General features: G+C 58.5%; 15 protein-coding genes. 7 read left to right on the forward strand and 8 right to left on the reverse strand.

The annotated features are described in order from the left end of the window. The first annotated feature begins 172 nt into the window (after positions 1-172). Positions 173-2,266 carry an LTA synthase family protein gene (locus H8B20_RS08455; protein ID WP_210622829.1) on the forward strand — a complete coding sequence of 698 codons (2,094 nt, stop codon included), beginning with the start codon at positions 173-175 and terminating at the stop codon, positions 2,264-2,266. 69 nt (positions 2,267-2,335) lie between these two features. On the opposite strand, the gene H8B20_RS08460 is transcribed toward H8B20_RS08455, so the two are convergent. Next, entirely contained in the window at positions 2,336-2,494 is a 159-nt protein-coding gene (locus tag H8B20_RS08460; protein WP_181818456.1) for a DUF3309 family protein, read from the reverse strand. Positions 2,495-2,773: 279 nt separating this feature from the next. Here H8B20_RS08460 and H8B20_RS08465 point away from each other — a divergent pair, with 279 nt between their 5' ends. From H8B20_RS08465 to csrA, 3 genes are all read left to right on the forward strand, one after another. Further along, positions 2,774-3,589 (forward strand): SDR family oxidoreductase, encoded by an 816-nt coding sequence (locus tag H8B20_RS08465; RefSeq protein WP_210622830.1) that lies wholly within the window; start codon positions 2,774-2,776, stop codon positions 3,587-3,589. Between the two features lie 63 nt (positions 3,590-3,652). Further along, positions 3,653-3,985: a YnfA family protein gene (locus H8B20_RS08470; protein ID WP_210622831.1), complete on the forward strand. Its 333-nt coding sequence runs from the start codon at positions 3,653-3,655 to the stop codon at positions 3,983-3,985. A 148-nt stretch (positions 3,986-4,133) separates the two neighbouring features. Then, on the forward strand, positions 4,134-4,319 hold the full coding sequence (csrA, locus tag H8B20_RS08475) for a carbon storage regulator CsrA (RefSeq protein WP_047302530.1): 186 nt from the start codon (positions 4,134-4,136) through the stop codon (positions 4,317-4,319). A 4-nt stretch (positions 4,320-4,323) separates the two neighbouring features. Here csrA and H8B20_RS08480 read toward each other — a convergent pair whose 3' ends face one another. The 6 genes from H8B20_RS08480 to mnmC form a co-directional block, all read right to left on the reverse strand. After that, complete coding sequence (locus tag H8B20_RS08480) at positions 4,324-4,551, reverse strand: YheU family protein (protein WP_003236706.1); 228 nt, start codon at positions 4,549-4,551, stop codon at positions 4,324-4,326. A 202-nt stretch (positions 4,552-4,753) separates the two neighbouring features. Beyond that, positions 4,754-5,944: an osmoprotectant NAGGN system M42 family peptidase gene (locus tag H8B20_RS08485; protein WP_210622832.1), complete on the reverse strand. Its 1,191-nt coding sequence runs from the start codon at positions 5,942-5,944 to the stop codon at positions 4,754-4,756. A gap of 162 nt (positions 5,945-6,106) precedes the next feature. Continuing rightward, positions 6,107-7,855: an N-acetylglutaminylglutamine synthetase gene (gene ngg / locus H8B20_RS08490; RefSeq protein ID WP_210622833.1), complete on the reverse strand. Its 1,749-nt coding sequence runs from the start codon at positions 7,853-7,855 to the stop codon at positions 6,107-6,109. Between the two features lie 3 nt (positions 7,856-7,858). Then, positions 7,859-9,631: an N-acetylglutaminylglutamine amidotransferase gene (locus tag H8B20_RS08495; protein ID WP_042560385.1), complete on the reverse strand. Its 1,773-nt coding sequence runs from the start codon at positions 9,629-9,631 to the stop codon at positions 7,859-7,861. A 223-nt stretch (positions 9,632-9,854) separates the two neighbouring features. Next, positions 9,855-11,630 (reverse strand): dermonecrotic toxin domain-containing protein, encoded by a 1,776-nt coding sequence (locus H8B20_RS08500; protein ID WP_210622834.1) that lies wholly within the window; start codon positions 11,628-11,630, stop codon positions 9,855-9,857. Positions 11,631-12,074: 444 nt separating this feature from the next. Continuing rightward, a complete protein-coding gene (gene mnmC / locus H8B20_RS08505) occupies positions 12,075-14,054 on the reverse strand; it encodes a bifunctional tRNA (5-methylaminomethyl-2-thiouridine)(34)-methyltransferase MnmC2/FAD-dependent 5-carboxymethylaminomethyl-2-thiouridine(34) oxidoreductase MnmC1 (RefSeq protein WP_210622835.1) in 1,980 nt (659 codons plus the stop codon). Between the two features lie 196 nt (positions 14,055-14,250). On the opposite strand from mnmC, the gene pap reads away from it, so the two are divergent. Next, entirely contained in the window at positions 14,251-15,765 is a 1,515-nt protein-coding gene (gene pap, locus H8B20_RS08510) for a polyphosphate:AMP phosphotransferase (protein ID WP_210622836.1), read from the forward strand. Between the two features lie 103 nt (positions 15,766-15,868). Further along, the gene (locus H8B20_RS08515) at positions 15,869-17,053 is read left to right on the forward strand and encodes a thiolase family protein (protein ID WP_210622837.1); all 1,185 of its coding nucleotides are present in this window, start codon (positions 15,869-15,871) and stop codon (positions 17,051-17,053) included. Between the two features lie 111 nt (positions 17,054-17,164). Here H8B20_RS08515 and H8B20_RS08520 read toward each other — a convergent pair whose 3' ends face one another. Continuing rightward, positions 17,165-17,359 (reverse strand): DUF6316 family protein, encoded by a 195-nt coding sequence (locus tag H8B20_RS08520; RefSeq protein ID WP_042560379.1) that lies wholly within the window; start codon positions 17,357-17,359, stop codon positions 17,165-17,167. Between the two features lie 213 nt (positions 17,360-17,572). Between H8B20_RS08520 and H8B20_RS08525 the strand changes: the two genes are divergently transcribed. Further along, positions 17,573-18,526 carry a DMT family transporter gene (locus H8B20_RS08525; RefSeq protein ID WP_210622838.1) on the forward strand — a complete coding sequence of 318 codons (954 nt, stop codon included), beginning with the start codon at positions 17,573-17,575 and terminating at the stop codon, positions 18,524-18,526. Positions 18,527-18,555 lie beyond the last annotated feature (29 nt).

Below are 18,555 nucleotides of genomic sequence, written 5' to 3' on the forward strand. Positions count from 1 at the left end.
TCATTACTTCAAATGAATGTGTCTGGTGACAGGGCAGTAATCAATGGCAATGGTGCCGGTGATCATGCAACATTTGCGCACTGCGCACGCCCCGGGGTCTGGAATGACCAATAGAGGGCATGGCGCCGCTGTATTTTTTGCAACTTCAACTTCCAATGGGTCCTAAAACGACATGGCAAACCCGGACGCCCTGAATCAGCAGCGATCTTCCAGTCGCCTGCTGCAACCGACCGTCAAATCGCATCTGGCCTACACGCTGCTCTGTGCGCTGGTCATGATGGTGATGTTTTCCGTGCTGCGCCTCGCGCTGCTGGTCTACAACCGCGAGATGATCCTCGACACCCCGGCTGCGACGTTCCTCGAAGCGTTCGCCAACGGCTTGCGTTTCGACCTGCGCCTGGTGGTTTACCTGAGCATTCCGCTGGTGCTGGCGCTGTTCAGTGCCCGTGCCATGGCTGCGCGGGGCTTCTTCCGCCTGTGGCTGACCATTGCGTCGAGCATCGCGCTGTTCCTCGGTCTGATGGAAATGGACTTCTACCGTGAGTTCCACCAGCGCCTCAACGGTCTGGTGTTCCAGTACGTGAAGGAAGACCCGAAAACCGTGATGAGCATGCTCTGGTACGGTTTCCCGGTGGTGCGCTATCTGTTGGCGTGGGTCATCGGCACGGTGATTCTGACGCTGGCGTTCAAGGGCGCCGACCGTGCCACGCGTCCGCGCGGGCCTTTCAGCGGCGGCACTGTCAGCTCTCGTCAGGTGGCGCCGTGGTACACCCGTCTTGCGGTGTTCGTGGTTTGCTTGCTGATCTGCGTGGTCGCTGCACGCGGCACCCTGCGTCAAGGCCCGCCAATGCGCTGGGGTGACGTGTACACCACCGACTCCAACTTCGCCAACCAGCTCGGCCTTAACGGCACGCTGTCGTTGATCGCTGCCGCCAAGTCACGCATGGGCGAGGACCGCGACAACATCTGGAAAGCCACGCTGCCGCAAGAACAAGCGCAGCAAATCGTCCGCGACATGCTGGTGATGCCACAAGACAAACTGGTCGATGCCGACATCGCTGCCGTGCGCCGTGACTACACGCCGCCTGCCGACAAGACACTACCGATCAAAAACGTTGTCGTGATCCTGATGGAAAGCATGGCCGGTCACTCGGTCGGCGCATTGGGTGCACCGGGTAACATCACGCCGTATCTGGACAAGCTGTCGAAGGAAGGTCTGCTGTTTGATCGCTTCTTCTCCAACGGCACGCACACCCACCAGGGCATGTTCGCGACCATGGCCTGCTTCCCGAACCTGCCGGGTTTCGAATACCTGATGCAGACCCCGGAAGGCAGCCATAAGCTGTCTGGCCTGCCGCAGTTGCTCAGTGCCCGTGACTACGACGATGTCTACGTCTACAACGGCGACTTTGCCTGGGACAACCAGTCGGGCTTCTTCAGCAACCAAGGCATGACCAACTTCGTTGGCCGTAACGACTTCGTCAACCCGGTGTTCTCCGATCCGACGTGGGGCGTGTCCGATCAGGACATGTTCGACCGTGGCCTGCAGGAGCTCAAGGCGCGGGAAAACGGCAAGCCGTTCTACGCGCTGCTGCAAACCCTGTCCAACCACACGCCTTACGCCTTGCCGACGCCATTACCGGTTGAGCGCGTGACCGATCGGGGCTCGCTGAACGAGCACTTGACCGCCATGCGTTACTCCGACTGGGCGCTAGGCCAGTTCATGGAGAAGGCGCGCAAAGAGCCGTACTTCAAGGAAACCCTGTTCGTCATCGTCGGTGACCATGGTTTCGGCAACGAGCGCCAGATCACCGAAATGGATCTGGGTCGCTTCAACGTGCCGATGCTGATGATCGCACCAGGCATCCAGGAGAAGTTTGGTACGCTCGACCACACCGTGGGTACGCAGATCGACATTGTGCCGACCATCATGGGGCGTCTCGGTGGCGAAGTGCGTCATCAATGCTGGGGTCGGGACTTGCTCGATCTGCCGGAAGGCGATACCGGTTTCGGTGTGATCAAGCCTTCGGGCAGCGAGCAGACTACTGCGATCGTTACCGCTGATCAGATCCTCGTGCTGCCGAGAGACAAGGATATGGGGCCGAAGATCTGGAATTATCAGTTGGGCGCCAATCCAGGTGCCCAAGTAGTGCCGAATGCACCGCGCACTGCCGAGTTGAAGCTCAAGCTCGAAGCGTTCCTGCAAACAGCGACCAAGAGCCTGATGGACAACACTGCCGGTGTAATCCACGGCAAGCCGGACTGATCCAGCTGCAAAGATCCGCACAATAAAAAAGAGGCCCTGAAAAGGGCCTCTTTTTTTATGCCTGGATCGTTATATCCGACCGAGTAACAGCAGCACCAGCAGCACGACCAACACAACGCCGATAATGCCCGATGGACCATAACCCCAACTTCTGGAGTGCGGGAAGACCGGCAGACCACCGATCAGCAACAGGATCAGGATAATGATAAGAATTGTGCCCATGGTGATTTCCTTGTTGATAGCGTTCGAGAAGTCTTGGTGTTTCAGGGCGGCTGGAGAATAACTAATTCCAGACGGCTTACAAATTCCGACTCGTATGAATGAAAGAAAATTCAATGTTTTTTTAAGGTATTTGGATTGCTTGCTTATTTCCTTTTAAAGGTGCTGATCTTTTGATCTTTACGCCACGGTTTGCCCTCACCATTCAGCAATCTGATAGAGCGTGGGTGGACACCGTTCCTTCGCTACACTCGGCGAATCTTTCCCGGAACAACAAGGCTGTCTGCTATGCAAAATCGCATGATGATCACTGGCGCGGGCTCAGGCCTGGGTCGCGAAATCGCGCTGCGCTGGGCGCGTGAAGGCTGGCAACTGGCCTTGTCCGACGTCAGCGAACCCGGTCTGCAGGAAACCTTGAAACGGGTCCGTGAGGTTGGCGGCGACGGTTTTATCCAGCGCTGCGATGTGCGTGATTACAGCCAGCTCACCGCGTTCGCCCAGGCTTGCGAGGAGAAACTTGGCGGTATCGATATCATCGTCAACAACGCTGGTGTCGCTTCCGGCGGGTTCTTCAGCGAACTGTCGCTGGAAGACTGGGACTGGCAGATAGCGATCAACCTGATGGGCGTGGTCAAGGGCTGCAAGGCGTTCCTGCCGTTGCTTGAGCAAAGCAAAGGCAAGATCATCAACATCGCCTCCATGGCGGCGCTGATGCAAGGCCCGGCCATGAGCAACTACAACGTCGCCAAGGCGGGGGTGGTGGCATTGTCGGAAAGCCTGTTGATCGAACTGGCGCAACAGGAAGTCGGCGTGCATGTGGTCTGCCCGTCGTTCTTCCAGACCAACTTGCTCGACTCGTTCCGTGGCCCGACCCCGGCGATGAAAGCGCAGGTCGGCAAGTTGCTGGAAAGTTCGCCGATCAGCGCAGCGGACATTGCCGAGTACATCTATCAGCAAGTAGCCGCCGGCGAATTCATGATCTTGCCCCACGAACAAGGGCGCATGGCATGGGCCATCAAACAGAAGAATCCGCAACTGCTCTACAACGAGATGACCTCCATGGCCGATAAAATGCGCACCAAGGCCAAACAAAACAACGGTTGATCTTGTCCGTAGCACTTTCCGTCGTTAGGGTGGCCGCAATGGTCACCCTGTCGAGACGCGATAATGCTCAATTACTTGTGGTTCTTCCTCGCGGCATTATTTGAAATCGCCGGTTGTTTCGCCTTCTTCATGTGGCTGCGTCAGGGCAAAAGTGCGCTGTGGGTAATCCCGGCGCTGCTCAGCCTGACGTTGTTTGCGCTGTTGTTGACGCGCGTTGACGCGGCCTACGCCGGGCGTGCCTATGCCGCTTACGGCGGGATCTACATCGTGGCGTCCATTGGTTGGCTGGCCGTGGTCGAGCGGGTTCGGCCATTGGGGTCGGACTGGATCGGCGTGGCACTGTGCGTGATCGGTGCCAGTGTGATTCTGTTCGGGCCGCGCTTTTCTGCTGCTTGAGATGAGGGCTGTTTAACAATTTGCGGGAAACGTCTGAAGGGCGGCGCGCTGAAGGGTTGTAGGGCATTACTGATTTGCCCGCGATGCATTGAACCGGCGCCGTAAGCCGCGCATCTTCATTGCTCGCTAATCCTGAAGGACGAATCTCATGCTTGTACTCAGCCGTGTCGTTGGTGAGTTGATTTCAATTGGTGACGACATCACCGTGCGCGTTCTGTCAGTGAACGGTGCAAGTGTGCGCTTTGGCGTCGAGGCACCCAAGAAGGTCAATGTGCATCGCGCGGAAGTCTACGAGCGGATCCAGCGCAAACAGGCCCTGGAAAAGGCCCGTTGAGGTTTCAGTCAAACAGATGCTTGGGCACGTCATGCTTGAGCATCAACTGGCACTGCTCGCTGTCGGGATCAAAAACAATCAATGCCTGGCCCTTGGTCAGCGCCTGACGCACACGCAGAACACGGGTTTCCAGCGGAGTGTCGTCGCCGTTGTCGGTACCGTCGCGGGTGACGAAATCTTCGATCAGGCGGGTGAGGGTGTCGACTTCAAGAGCGTCGTAAGGGATGAGCATGGGCACCTCGGCTAAATCAATGTCGCGATGCTACGGCGATTGATCTTCGCCTGCCAGTTTTGTGTTGTCTTGGCCGGCCCCATCGCCGGCCAGCCAGCTCTCACAGGGATTGATGCTGTACACAAAAGTTGTGTTCCACCGAAATAACGGTGGGAGCTGGCTGGCCAGCGATGGGGTCAGTCATCGCACTACAACATCTGGATCAATTGTCTGAACGCTGCCCCACCAGACTGTCCACTGGTGGCACCCGCGTATCGCTTTCCATCTGCGTGTCGTGCTCGATCTGATGACTGAAGCGGTCCAGCGAAGCATTCGCCGGGGCCGCGTCGCTGGCGAATACCGGCGGGCTCAGGATGTACGCCCCGAGCAAGCGGCTCAGCGCTGCCAGGCTGTCGATGTGCGTACGCTCATAGCCGTGAGTCGCATCGCAGCCAAAGGCGAGCAGAGCGGTGCGGATATCGTGGCCGGCGGTCACCGCCGAATGCGCGTCGCTGAAGTAATAACGGAACAGATCACGGCGCACCGGCAACTCGTTTTCACTGGCCAGGCGCAGCAGGTGCCGCGACAGGTGATAGTCGTACGGCCCGCCGGAATCCTGCATCGCCACACTCACGGCGTGTTCGCTGGAGTGCTGCCCCGGCGCGACCGGTGCGATGTCGATGCCGACAAACTCACTGACGTCCCATGGTAAGGCCGCCGCTGCACCGCTGCCGGTTTCCTCGGTGATGGTGAACAGCGGATGACAGTCGATCATCAGTTCCTGACCGCTGTCGACGATGGCTTTGAGTGCCGCCAGCAGCGCTGCGACGCCAGCCTTGTCATCGAGGTGGCGGGCGCTGATGTGGCCGCTTTCGGTGAATTCCGGCAATGGATCGAACGCCACCACGTCACCGACGTTGATGCCCAGCGACTCGCAATCGGCCCGGGTTGCGCAGTAGGCGTCCAGGCGCAGTTCGACGTGATCCCAACTGATCGGCATCTCGTCAACGGCGGTATTGAACGCATGCCCGGAGGCCATCAGCGGTAACACGCTGCCGCGAATCACACCGTTGTCGGTGAACAGGCTGACGCGACTGCCCTCGGCAAAACGGCTCGACCAGCAGCCGACCGGTGCGAGCGTCAACCGACCGTTGTCTTTGACCGCACGGACCGCGGCACCGATGGTGTCCAGGTGCGCGGAAACGGCGCGGTCGGGGCTGTTCTTTTTACCCTTGAGCGTCGCGCGAATGGTGCCGCGTCGGGTCATCTCGAACGGAATGCCGAGTTCTTCCAGACGCTCGGCAACATAACGCACGATGGTGTCGGTAAACCCGGTGGGGCTGGGAATGGCGAGCATTTCCAGCAGTACTTTTTGCAGATAGTTGAGATCCGGTTCGGGGGTTTGGAGGGTCATGGAAACTCCTGATGGGTTGAGCACATCGATGGTTTCGATGAGGAGGGAGAGTTTGCGTCGCTTGTCAGGCCCTCATCGCTGGCAAGCCAGCTCCCACAGGGGAATGCGGTCACATGTGGGAGCTGGCTTGCCAGCGATGGCGTCAGACCAGACAAAGCAGATTCAGGAAACAACCGGCTGACTGTGCGGAAACAACAAATCCACAAAGCGTTCAGCCGTGGGCTGCGGCTCATGGTTGGCGAGACCGGCCCGTTCGTTGGCTTCTATAAACACGTAGTCCGGCTGATCCGCCGCCGGCACCATCAGATCGAGGCCGACCATCGGAATGTCCAGCGCCCGCGCCGCCCGCACTGCTGCGTCGACCAGCGTTGGATGCAGAATCGCCGTGACGTCTTCCAGTGTGCCGCCGGTGTGCAGATTCGCCGTGCGTCTTACGAACAAATGTTCGCCGGCCGGCAAGATGCTGCTGTAGTCGTAACCCGCCGCATGCAGCGTGCGCTGGGTTTCGTGGTCCAGCGGGATTTTGCTTTCGCCGCCCGTGGCCGCTTGCCGGCGTCGGCTCTGGGCTTCGATCAGCGCACCAATCGAATGCTGACCGTCACCGATCACTTCGGCCGGTCGGCGAATGGCTGCCGCCACCACTTCAAAACCAATCACCAGAATCCGCAGATCCAGACCTTCGTGAAAGCTCTCCAACAGCACACGGCTGTCAAACTGCTTCGCAGTTTCGATGGCCTGCTGCACCTCTTCGATGCTCTGCAAATCCACGGCCACGCCCTGACCCTGTTCACCGTCGAGCGGTTTGACCACCACCCGCTGATGCTCATCAAGAAACTCCAGATTGTCGTCAGCGTTGCCAGCCAGTTGCTGCGACGGCAATTTCAGTCCCGCGCCTTTGAGCACTTTGTGGGTCAGGCTTTTGTCCTGGCACAGGCTCATGCTGATCGCGCTGGTCAGGTCGCTCAGCGATTCGCGGCAGCGTACGCGGCGCCCGCCGTGACTGAGAGTGAACAGCCCGGCGTCGGCGTCATCCACCTGCACATCGATGCCACGCCGATGAGCTTCTTCAACGATGATCCGCGCATACGGATTGAACTGCGCTTCAGGACCCGGGCCGAGAAACAGCGGTTGATTGATGCCGTTCTTGCGCTTGATTGCAAAGGTCGACAGGTTGCGGAAACCGAGTTTGGCGTAAAGGCTTTTCGCCTGACGGTTGTCGTGCAGTACCGACAGATCCAGGTAGCTCAAACCGCGACTCATGAAGTGCTCGATCAAGTGCCGCACCAGCACTTCGCCGACTCCGGGCCGCGAACACTGTGGATCAACGGCCAGGCACCAGAGACTGCTGCCGTTTTCCGGATCGTTGAACGCCTTGCAATGATTGAGGCCCATGACACTGCCGATCACCGCGCCGCTGTCCTCGTCCTCGGCCAGCCAGTACACCGGGCCGCCCTCATGACGCGGGGTCAACAGCGCGGCGTCGATCGGCAACATGCCACGCGCCTGGTACAGCTGATTGATCGCCTGCCAGTCCGCTTCGCTTTGCGCACGACGAATGCGAAAGCCACGAAACACGCGAGTGGCGGGGCGATAGTCGCTGAACCACAGGCGCAGCGTGTCGGACGGGTCGAGGAATAACTGCGTCGGTTCGAGGCCAAGAATCTGCTGCGGCGCGGCAACGTACAGGGCGATATCACGCTCGCCCGGCTGCTCATTGAGCAGTTCCTGGGCCAATGACGCAGGGTCGGGAAACGTGTGACCGATCAGCAACCGGCCCCAGCCGCAATGCACGGCAATCGGGGCGGTGTTGAGTTCGCTGCCGTCTTCAGCCAGACGCGCCTGCAATCGTTCATACGACGGTGTCTGGCCGCGTAGCAGGCGTTGGTTAATGGCTGTGGCGTGAGGTTTCATCAATCAGATTCCTTGTTCACTGAGCCACAGGTTCAGGGCTGCCAGTTGCCACAGCTTCGAGCCGCGCAATGGGGTCAGTTGGCCTTGCGGATCAGTCAGCAATTTGTCGAGCATGGCCGGGTTGAACAGGCCGCGATCCTGACTTGGATCGAGCAGCAGTTCGCGTACCCAGCTCAATGTGTCACCTTGCAAATGCTTGAGGCCAGGCACCGGGAAGTAGCCTTTCTTGCGGTCGATCACTTCACTTGGAATGACTCGTCGCGCAGCTTCCTTCAGCACTTGCTTGCCGCCATCGGGCAGCTTGAACTTGCCTGGCACACGGGCCGAGAGTTCAACCAGTCGATAGTCGAGGAACGGCGTGCGCGCTTCCAGACCCCAGGCCATGGTCATGTTGTCGACACGTTTGACCGGGTCGTCGACCAGCATCACCGTGCTGTCCAGACGCAGGGCTTTGTCCACGGCGGCGTCAGCACCTGGCTGGGCGAAATGTTCTTTGACGAAGTCGCCAGCAGCGTCATTGGCGGTCAGCCATTTCGGTTGCACAGTGGCAGCGTAATCGTCGTAGCTACGGTCGAAAAATGCATTGCGATACGCTGCATACGGGTCGGCTGCGCCATCCACCTGCGGATACCAGTGGTAACCGGCGAACAACTCATCGGCACCCTGACCGCTCTGCACAACCTTGCAGTGTTTGGCCACTTCGCGGGACAGCAGATAGAACGCGATGCAGTCATGACTGACCATCGGTTCGCTCATCGCGCGGAACGCGGCGGGCAGTTGCTCGATGATCTCTTTCTCGTCGATGCGCAGTTGGTGATGCTGGGTGCCGTAGTGCTTGGCGATCAGATCGGAATACTGGAACTCATCGCCGCGCTCGCCACCGGCATCCTGAAAACCGATAGAGAAGGTCGACAGGTTTTCCACACCGACTTCACGCAGCAGGCCTACGAGCATGCTCGAATCAACGCCGCCGGACAGCAACACACCGACATCCACCGCCGCACGTTGACGAATTGCCACGGCTTCGCGGGTGCTGTCGAGCACGCGGTCGACCCAGTCCTCGAGGTTGAGGTTTTTCTCGTCCTCGTGTGGGCCGTAAGGCAGGGTCCACCAGGTTTTCTGCTCGGTGGTGCCGTCGGCTTCAACACGCATCCAGGTCGCTGGCGGCAGTTTCTCGATGCCGGCCAGCAGGGTGCGCGGCGCGGGCACCACGGCGTGGAAATTCAGATAGTGGTTGAGCGCTACCGGATCGAGGATCGGGTTGATGTCGCCACCCTTGAGCAGCGCCGGCAGTGCAGAGGCGAAACGCAAGCGCTGGCCGGTGCGCGACAGGTACAGCGGCTTCACGCCGAGACGGTCACGGGCGATGAACAGACGCTGCGCATCGCGCTCCCAAATGGCGAACGCAAACATGCCGTTGAGTTTGGGCAGCAGTGCTTCGCCCCAAGCGTGATAACCCTTGAGCAACACTTCGGTGTCGCCACCGGAATAGAAGGCATAACCCAGTGCTTCGAGCTCAGCGCGCAGTTCCGGAAAGTTGTAGATCGCACCGTTGAAGGCCAGGGACAAACCCAGTTGACTGTCGATCATCGGCTGCGCCGAGCCGTCCGACAGGTCCATGATTTTCAGGCGACGATGGCCCAGGGCAATCGGCCCTTGGGCATGGAAACCCCACGCGTCAGGGCCGCGAGGGGCCAGGTGATGGGTGATTCTCTCAATGGCTGCAAGGTCTGCAGGTTGATGATCAAAACGTAACTCGCCAGCTAATCCACACATAAAATCCTTACCGGTTTTTCCGTTGGGGAGGGGGTCAAACGCTACCTCGCCAAAGGGCGGGTACTCAGAAACTGACCCGCCCCGGTATGTGGAGTTTTAGAACGATAAGTTATAAGCATCCCGTTGAGACAAACGGCAGCCACCGTTCTGGCCGGGCGCGTGTGCGATCCTGCTCAGGTCATGGTTTGTCTTTGACGAGTCGCCTGACCTGTGCGGTGGACGCTTATTTGGCCAACTCCCAACCTCGGTACATGACGTACGGGCGATAAGCGCTTTTATTGAATGGGTGGACGACTCGCCAATCCAGCAGACTCGGCTTCACTTCATAGGCGCTGTCCTTGATCCAGATAAAGTACCTGCTGTTGAAGAGCTGGATCTGCGCTCCGTCTTCATAAGGTTGCCCTGAAGTCTTCAGTCGGCTTGCCACAACGTCTCGTTGCTGGTAACCGGCCAGATCGCGTTTCCATAGAAAAAGGCGTGTGTTTTCACGGTTGCCTACCAGCTCGAACGCGTTGAAGTAATCCGGTAACCGGGTTTGAGCATCGGAGTTTTCTTCGTCTTCGGCAGCAGAGGACGTGGGCTGCTGATTTCGCAGCTCCTTCAGCTCCAGCAATTGCAGCAGTCCCTTCTTCTTTTCTTCAACTGTCCATTCTTCTACCCCGGTAAACAATTCGCTTAGCAGAGCATCCACAGGGGACGACCGCAGGCGCATGCGGAAGGAATAAGTGAGTTGTTCGGACACCGGCGGGCGTGGGTGCAAATGACTATTTGCACGCCGATTGGCATGGGTTGGCAGATTGACTTCATTGACGGGAACGGCAATTCGTTTGGTATCGGTTATAAATGTATTCAGGTTCAGGGTGGCAATATGGGCGAACAGGTTTTCGGCCTTCAACTTTGTCAGCGTTACATATTCCCTGCCGGACAAATCGATGGTCTCTACGCTCCGTTCTTTCCTGTCAACTGGGCCGGTATTCTTTGCTTTCTGTAATTCCTTTAGTTCAGCCAGGCAGGCCGCTTGGTCGACAAGGTTCATCTGGGATGCAAAAAATTTTGGCAGAGGTGTGTCGTTGTGCAGTAGGTATTCAAACTTCTGACGAAAATCATCCGGGCTGTTGTACACATAAAAGCCCGGGCCCCTGTCATTGGGTACATATAATATGTACTGGTTTTTCGTCGGGTCGTCTTTGCTCACTATCAGCATGACCGTGTTGGTGTCGTACTTGCCTAAAAGTTGAACGCTGTAAAACAGGATGCGTCCTTTTTCAGGGGCGCTACCATTGGCAGTGTCGACTTTTTTATCTGTCAGGTTCTTTAGCGTCGACCAGGTTTCTTCATCGATATCCTTGCTGAAGAATTTGGTGTATGCCGCCAATTTCATGTTGAGCATGGCCAGTTGCACGGCATCTGCTCGGGCTTGCGCAGTATTGAACTTTTCCTCGATCATTTTCTGGTATTCGTTGCCAAGATCAAGGCTGCGGCTCAGCGCAGAAAATTCCTGGGCGGTGATTTTCTCCTTGGGAATATCGTCATCAGACACGTCGTGAGGACTGAACACGATTTCGCTGTCACTTGAGTAGTAATCGGCGGCGGCTTCGGTCTCCGTGAAGTTCAACATCGCAGCCTGCAGCAAGGTAATACTGTAATCCGCATCATCCGTGGAAGCTTTCGGTTTGAGCTTGATTTTGTGTTTGGAGGTGACCCTGGCTGGGTATTTAGTTCGCATCGTCATGTTGAACTTTCGCTTGCAGAAGACGCTGGGTGTCTCGAGTGATGAAAGTGATTGGTCGACAGCGTTCTGAAGAACAAACGCCTCTTCCAGTGCCGCACGATATTCATCAATCTTGCTTTTGTGCGAAGGTTCAAAGTTTTCCAGAGATGTGGCCAGGAAGTTTGCTACAGGCGTTGTCATGTCCTGATCGGTGATTTTTTCGAAAGCGTTGTTGACGACTTCATGGGCGTGATTGTTATTTGTCGAGTTGTCTGTCGGTGATGTCATGTAGGAAAGCTCATCTATTGGGTGTGGAGCTAGCCTACGGATGTTTCGTGGATAAATATAACTTCAATATTGAATGGTTTTAGGGTGTGTTTGTGCAAGACTTTGAAAGCTTGATATAGATATGTAGTGCACGATTGTTGTCGTTGTGTGCTCCATATGATGTATCTGCGATATATCGTTATTGTCGGGTTGTAATTTGGTTTCAAGTCGATAGGTTTATTGGCTCCAACCTGCAATAAAGGATTATTGCCATGAAAACCGAAACGGAAAACTCCGGCCCGCAGCCGTGAGCCGTGAGCCGCGTAAGGCGGCTGGCGAAGGGGGGAATAGCTTAAAACTTTTGCTTGCTCTTGGCTGGGACCTGTTTCGGCTGGAAAAACTGGATCCATGGGCTCGATACGCCTGGTGGATCTGGGCATCTGTGCGATGCCCGAGCTGTAACGGTTATTTGCCGCGAATCAGTTGACGTAATGCAAAACGATTGGGATGACAGGCCTCGGCCACGCTGCGTGGCACCGGCAACGGCTCATTGTCCAGCCAAGCGGCGAGCAGCTCACCCGACAGCGGCGCGGTGATCAGCCCGCGCGAGCCGTGGCCGCTGTTGACGTACAGACCGTCGAGCCACGGGCAGGCGATGTCCGGCACTTGCCGGGCATCTTTGCTCAGCGCGGCATACGCCTGAATGAAGGCTTCACGGTCGGCGAGCGGGCCGACAATCGGCAAATAATCCGGACTGGTGCAACGAAAGGCTGCGCGCCCCTCAAGGTCTTCAGCATTGAGTTCGTTGATGGCCAGACGGGCAACCAGATCGCTGGAGATCTCTTCAAGCATCGCCAGATTGCCCAGGTGTTCGGCGGTGGTCGGGGTCAGGTCATCGCTATTGAAATCGAAGCTGGCGCCGAGGGTATGTTCGCCCAGCCGCGCGGGCGCAACGTAGCCTTCGGCGCACAACACGGTGGACAGCGCCTGACTTTGTCCGGTCTGCGCCAAACGGGTGATCTGCCCGCGAATGCGCTTGAGCGGTAACTCGGCGCTTTGGGCGAAACGCTTGATCTCGGCAGCGCCGGCCAGCACCACGACCGGCGCGCTGGCGAGCAAATGGTCACCGTCGAAGGCTTGCCACTGGTCATCGACCCTGCGCAGTTCGACAGCTTCCTGATGGCTGAGCAATTTGATCTTCGGGTGCGTCGCTTGTGCCTGGCACAACGCGGGCGGATGCACCCAACCCCCTTCGGGATAGTACAAGCCGCCATGGGCCAGACCGACACCGGCGCGGGTTTGCGCCTCGGGCTGTTCGAGCCACTGCAACAGGTCTTCGGGGAACGCAGCGGCCAATTGCGCGTGGCGTTCGGCTTCCTTGGCGTTGAACGCCAGTTGCAGCACGCCGCAATCGTCCCAGTCGGTGCCGCGTTGCAGGGTTTCAAGCAGGCGTCGGGTGTAACCGAAACCGCTGACGATCAGTTGCGACAGCGCGGTGCCATGGGCAGACAGTTTCAAATACAGCACGCCCTGGGGATTGCCCGACGCTTCTTGCGCAACGCCAGCATGACGCTCCAGCAAACTCACTTGCCAGCCGCGTGACGCGAGGCTGGCCGCCGTGGCGCAGCCGGCCAGACCGGCGCCGATCACCAAGGCTCGCCGCTCACCGGTCAATGGCCTCGGGCGCGCAAACCAGGGTTTCTCGGCAGCGGGCGGCGCAACGCCTTCGGGCCAGCCGAGGAACTCACCACGCAGGATTTCCCATTTGTGGCCGATGCCCGGCGTGCGCTTCATCTTGAACCCGGCGGCATTGAGCAAGCGCCTTACCCAACCGGTGCTGGTGAAGGTGCTGATGGTCGAGCCGGGCGCCGCCAGACGTGCCAGTTCGGCGAACAGTTCGGCCGTCCACATGTCGGGGTTTCTTGCCGGAGCGAAGCCGTCGAGGAACCACGCATCGACCTGGGCATCGAGCTGCGGCAATTGCTCAAGGGCATCGCCGATCAGCAGTGTCAGTGTGACGCGACCATCGGCCAGCGTGATGCGCTGGAAGCCCTGATGAATGGCCACGTAATGCTTCAACAACTGATCGGCCAGCGGCTTGAGTTCCGGCCACAGGGCCAGAGCGCGGTGCAGATCCGCCGGGCTCAGCGGGTACTTTTCGACACTGACAAAATGCAGCTGTGCACCTGCCACGGCATGCTGTTCGAACACTTGCCAGGCGCAGAGAAAATTCAACCCGGTGCCGAACCCGGTTTCTCCGATAACCAGTCGTCCACCTGCCGGCAGTGCCGCAAAACGCTCAGCCAGACGGTTCTGCTCAAGGAACACATAACGGGTTTCATCGAGCCCCGACTGATCGGAAAAGTACACGTCATCGAAGACACGTGAACGCGGGCGTCCGTTTTCATCCCAGTCGAGTTGGGCGTGGGGCGATACAGGTTTCATGGCAGGCTCGGCAATGACAAGGCGGCCATTCTAGCCGATCAGGCGCAGGGCGCTTGATCCATGGCAATTAGCGTCTTGACGGAATCACGGAAGATCGCGGTCCTCCATAATCAGGAGGTCTGTGTGGCGTGGGAATTTGTGCCCTGTATCCGTGCCCAATCCGCTAGTCTTGCTGAATTCTGGAAGGAGCCGTCCAATGTTTGAATCCGCTGAAATCGGTCATGCCATCGACAAAGACACCTACGAGGCTGCCGTCCCTGCGCTGCGTGAAGCACTGCTCGAAGCCCAGTTCGAATTGCAGCAGCAAAAGCGTTTCCCGGTAATCGTGTTGATTAATGGCATCGAAGGCGCGGGCAAGGGCGAGACGGTCAAGTTGCTCAACGAGTGGATGGATCCGCGACTGATCGAGGTGCGCACTTTCGACCAGCAGACGGATGAAGAGCTGGCGCGACCACCGGCTTGGCGCTACTGGCGGATGCTGCCGGCCAAGGGGCGGATGGGGATTTTCTTCGGCAACTGGTACAGCCAGATGCTCCAGGGCCGTGTTCATGGTTTGTTCAAGGACCCGCGGCTGGATCAGGCGATCGCCGGCGCCGAGCGTCTGGAAAAGATGCTTTGCGATGAAGGCGCGCTGATCTTCAAGTTCTGGTTTCACCTGTCCAAAAAACAAATGAAGGCCCGGCTCAAGGCCCTCGCCGACGATCCGCTGCACAGCTGGCGCATCAGCCCGCTGGACTGGCAGCAATCGCAGACCTACGACAAGTTCGTCAAATACGGCGAGCGCGTGCTGCGCCGCACCAGCCGCGACTATGCGCCGTGGCACGTCATCGAAGGCGCGGATGCCAACTATCGCAGTCTGGCGGTAGGCAAGATTCTCCTTGAAGGTTTGCAAGCTGCCCTGAAGCGTCCGGACGTTCATCCTCACGAAGTCAGCGCCGCGCCGCTGGGCACTGCGGTCGATCAATTGAACCTGCTCGACAGCCTGGACCTGAGCCAACACCTGGAAAAGAAAGACTACGAAGAACAATTGATCACCGAGCAGGCCCGGCTGTCCGGGCTGATGCGTGACAAGCGCATGCGTCGGCACGCCTTGGTGGCGGTGTTCGAAGGTAACGATGCGGCGGGCAAGGGCGGGGCGATTCGCCGGGTGGCGGCGGCACTCGATCCGCGCCAATACAGCATCGTGCCGATTGCCGCGCCGACCGAAGAGGAACGCGCGCAACCGTATCTTTGGCGTTTCTGGCGGCATCTGCCGGCGCGGGGCAAGTTCACCGTATTCGATCGTTCGTGGTACGGCCGGGTTTTGGTGGAGCGCATCGAGGGTTTCTGCCCGCCGGCCGACTGGTTGCGCGCCTACAGCGAGATCAACGACTTTGAAGAGCAGCTCGCCGATGCTGGCGTGATCGTGGTCAAGTTCTGGCTGGCGATCGACAAGGACACACAAATGAAGCGTTTCCAGGAGCGCGAAGAAATTCCCTTCAAACGCTTCAAGATCACCGAAGACGACTGGCGCAACCGCGACAAGTGGGACGCCTATCGCACCGCAGTGGGCGACATGGTTGATCGCACCAGCACCGAGATCTCGCCGTGGACGCTGGTCGAGGCCAATGACAAGCGCTGGGCGCGGGTCAAAGTGTTGCGCACGATCAACCTTGCGTTGGAAGAAGCCTTCGAGAAATCCGACAAGAAGGCCAAAAAGCACAAGGACTGAAACGATGGGCACGCATACGCGGGGTGAATGATTGTCGCGGTTGGTAATGGGGTGGACTTATGCTCAGGTCCACTCTCAACCGATAACAACAATGAGGTATGCCATGCGTGAAGTGGTGATCGTCGACAGCGTACGGACCGGCCTGGCCAAATCCTTTCGCGGCAAGTTCAACCAGACCCGTCCCGATGACATGGCGGCTCATTGCGTCAACGCGTTGCTGACACGCAATGACATCGACCCGACCAGTGTCGAGGATTGCATCGTCGGTGCCGGCTCCAACGAGGGCGCGCAGGGCTACAACATCGGTCGCAACGTTGCGGTGCTTTCGCGTCTGGGTACCGGCACCGCCGGCATGACCCTCAATCGTTTCTGCTCTTCGGGCTTGCAGGCTATTGCGATTGCCGCCAACCAGATCGCCTCGGGCTGCAGCGACATCATCGTCGCGGGCGGCGTCGAATCGATCAGCCTGACGATGAAAAGCGTTAACACCGATCACCTGATCAACCCGCTGCTCAAGCAACAAACGCCTGGCATCTATTACACGATGGGCCAGACCGCCGAAGTGGTTGCACGTCGTTATGGCGTCAGCCGTGAGGCGCAGGATCGCTACGCGCTGCAAAGTCAGTTGCGTACGGCTCAGGCCCAGGCGGCCGGTTTGTTCGACGAAGAAATCGTGCCGATGGCGGTGAAGTATCGCGTCGAGGACAAAAACAGCGGCGAAGTGCAGATCCTCGATGGTGTCGTCGAGCGCGACGACTGCAACCGCCCGGACACTACTTATGAAAGCCTTGCCGGGCTTAAACCAGTGTTCGCCGACGATGGTTCGGTGACGGCTGGCAACTCGTCGCAACTGTCCGACGGCGCGTCGATGACGCTGGTGATGAGCTTGGAAAAGGCGCTGCAACTGGGGCTCAAGCCGAAGGCGTTTTTCCGCGGTTTCACCGTGGCCGGTTGCGAGCCGGACGAGATGGGCATCGGCCCGGTGTTCTCGGTGCCGAAACTGCTCAAGGCCAAGGGCTTGCAGGTGGCTGACATCGACTTGTGGGAGTTGAACGAGGCGTTTGCTTCACAGTGCCTGTACAGCCGTGATCGGCTGGAGATCGATAACGACAAATACAACGTCAATGGCGGCTCGATTTCCATCGGCCACCCGTTCGGCATGACCGGGTCGCGGCAGGTCGGGCATCTGGTGCGGGAGTTGCAGCGGCGTAACTTGCGTTACGGCATCGTCACCATGTGCGTGGGCGGCGGGATGGGGGCGACGGGGTTGTTTGAGGCGGTGCTCTAAACGCAGAAAAATGCGTTGAATGATCTACCGCTTTCTCGAGCAGGCTCGCTCCCACATTGGAATGCAGTTCCCTGTGGGAGCGAGCCTGCTCGCGAATGAATTCACCAAGGATTAGCGATTTGAATCCTGAAGTTGCATCCGCGCGATGTAGGCCTTTATCTCCTGCTCAGCCTTCTCATGGCTGTCAAACGGCCCCTCAAGTGTATTTTCCCGGGTGCTGAAAAACAGTTCGCCATTAACCCGACACACTCGGTCACTGCGAAAGTGCGTGGCGGGGGCGGGGTCTTGGGCGCGCATGCCTAACATGATCGGTCTCCCTGCTGATGCAACGCTTGGGCTGGATCGAATGAGCTTATGTCTGAACCACTTGGCCCGCCTGATCAGCCGATCAACGGCGTTGCGTCAACTTGATGCAGCGACCTGTACAGTTTCATTTGCGGCCCGGCTCTAACTGTCCCTGTGTTGCATCAGGCGCGAGGCCTAGAATGAGCGCTCCAGTCAGCAGGCTTTGGGGTTCGCATGCACATTTCATCTGGGCGCTGGGCCTACGGTTTGTTCCTGGCGCTGCTGACGGCTTTTCTGTGGGGCATCCTGCCGATCAAACTCAAACAGGTGTTGCTGGTGATGGACCCGATCACGGTGACCTGGTTTCGTCTACTGGTGTCCGGCGGCTGCCTGTTCATTTACCTGGCCGCGGTCAAGCGCCTGCCGAGCCGCAAAGTGCTCGGGCCCAAGGGGGGCTGGCTGGTGCTGATGGCGGTGCTCGGGCTGGTCGGCAACTATGTGCTGTACCTGATGGGGCTAAACCTGCTCAGCCCGGGCACCGCGCAACTGGTGGTGCAGATGGGCCCGATCATGTTGCTGATCGCCAGTCTGTTTGTGTTCAAGGAGCGTTTCAGCATCGGGCAGGGCATTGGCCTGGCGGTGTTGCTGATCGGTTTTGTGCTGTTTTTCAATCAGCGGCTGGCGGAGTTGCTGACCTCATTATCGGATTACACCGCGGGCGTATTGCTGGTGCTGTTGGCATCGACCGTGTGGACGTTCTACGCCTTGGGCCAGAAGCAATTGCTGTCGGCGTGGAATTCGTTGCAGGTGATGATGGTGATTTACCTGTTTTGCGCGTTGTTGCTGACACCCTGGGTGCATCCACTCGAAGCGCTTGAGTTGAGCCCGGTGCAGGGCTGGCTGTTGCTGGCGTGCTGCATGAACACGCTGATTGCCTACGGCGCGTTTGCCGAAGCATTGGCGCATTGGGAGGCTTCGCGGGTCAGTGCGACGCTGGCGATCACGCCGTTGGTGACATTCGTGGCCGTGGCGATTGCGGCCGGGATCTGGCCGCAATACGTGCATGCCGAGCAGATCAATGCGCTGGGGTATGGCGGGGCGGTGCTGGTGGTGCTGGGTTCGGCGCTGGTGGCGTTGGGGCCTTCGTTGATTGCCGGGCTCAAGGCGCGGCGGCTGCGGATGGCTTGAAGGTCAAAAGATCGCAGCCTGCGGTAGCT

This window comes from Pseudomonas sp. P42 (assembly GCF_017973755.1).
GTDB lineage: Bacteria > Pseudomonadota > Gammaproteobacteria > Pseudomonadales > Pseudomonadaceae > Aquipseudomonas > Aquipseudomonas iridis.

Excerpts from the sequence above, each read along its gene's own strand:
- H8B20_RS08525 (WP_210622838.1), top strand. The coding sequence starts at position 17,573 with ATGCACATTTCATCTGGGCGCTGGGCCTACGGTTTGTTCCTGGCGCTG.
- H8B20_RS08480 (WP_003236706.1), bottom strand. The coding sequence starts at position 4,551 with ATGCTCATCCCTTACGACGCTCTTGAAGTCGACACCCTCACCCGCCTG.
- H8B20_RS08465 (WP_210622830.1), top strand. The coding sequence starts at position 2,774 with ATGCAAAATCGCATGATGATCACTGGCGCGGGCTCAGGCCTGGGTCGC.
- H8B20_RS08500 (WP_210622834.1), bottom strand. The coding sequence starts at position 11,630 with ATGACATCACCGACAGACAACTCGACAAATAACAATCACGCCCATGAA.
- ngg (WP_210622833.1), bottom strand. The coding sequence starts at position 7,855 with ATGAAACCTCACGCCACAGCCATTAACCAACGCCTGCTACGCGGCCAG.
- csrA (WP_047302530.1), top strand. The coding sequence starts at position 4,134 with ATGCTTGTACTCAGCCGTGTCGTTGGTGAGTTGATTTCAATTGGTGAC.
- H8B20_RS08455 (WP_210622829.1), top strand. The coding sequence starts at position 173 with ATGGCAAACCCGGACGCCCTGAATCAGCAGCGATCTTCCAGTCGCCTG.
- mnmC (WP_210622835.1), bottom strand. The coding sequence starts at position 14,054 with ATGAAACCTGTATCGCCCCACGCCCAACTCGACTGGGATGAAAACGGA.
- H8B20_RS08495 (WP_042560385.1), bottom strand. The coding sequence starts at position 9,631 with ATGTGTGGATTAGCTGGCGAGTTACGTTTTGATCATCAACCTGCAGAC.
- H8B20_RS08470 (WP_210622831.1), top strand. The coding sequence starts at position 3,653 with ATGCTCAATTACTTGTGGTTCTTCCTCGCGGCATTATTTGAAATCGCC.
- pap (WP_210622836.1), top strand. The coding sequence starts at position 14,251 with ATGTTTGAATCCGCTGAAATCGGTCATGCCATCGACAAAGACACCTAC.
- H8B20_RS08485 (WP_210622832.1), bottom strand. The coding sequence starts at position 5,944 with ATGACCCTCCAAACCCCCGAACCGGATCTCAACTATCTGCAAAAAGTA.
- H8B20_RS08520 (WP_042560379.1), bottom strand. The coding sequence starts at position 17,359 with ATGTTAGGCATGCGCGCCCAAGACCCCGCCCCCGCCACGCACTTTCGC.
- H8B20_RS08515 (WP_210622837.1), top strand. The coding sequence starts at position 15,869 with ATGCGTGAAGTGGTGATCGTCGACAGCGTACGGACCGGCCTGGCCAAA.